Source organism: Planococcus sp. RAB007_Raresut (genome assembly GCF_057369535.1).
Genome location: NZ_JBXYIF010000042.1, coordinates 1 through 379, shown reverse-complemented (window position 1 = coordinate 379; position 379 = coordinate 1). Strand labels below are relative to the sequence as shown.

Below are 379 nucleotides of genomic sequence, written 5' to 3'. Positions count from 1 at the left end.
GACACCTGCATCGGCTTCGCCTGCTTCGGTGTTACTCACCGTCTTCGTGCGGTTCGTTGCTCTACCCCGCGATAATAATATATAGTGAGTTTTTCACATCTCAATATTCTCTCGTATTTCTACGACGTCTAACCAGTATAACACTGTATGGAATTTAATGCTTAAAGAAATCCAAAATGTTATTCAAGGATAATTCATTATGTATAAATATCTTGAAAATAAAAATGGTGACCCCTACGGGATTCGAACCCGTGTTACCGCCGTGAAAGGGCGGTGTCTTAACCGCTTGACCAAGGGGCCGGAATGGCTCCGAAGGTAGGACTCGAACCTACGACCATCGCATTAACAGTGCGGTGCTCTACCACTGAGCTACTTCGGA

At 45.1% G+C, this 379-nt stretch carries 2 tRNA genes; both read right to left on the bottom strand.

The window, feature by feature from the left end:
- Positions 1 to 225: 225 nt before the first annotated feature.
- Positions 226 to 300: transfer RNA gene (locus tag AC2Q9J_RS17665), tRNA-Glu, on the bottom strand.
- 4 nt (positions 301 to 304) lie between these two features.
- A tRNA-Asn gene (locus AC2Q9J_RS17660) sits at positions 305 to 379 on the bottom strand.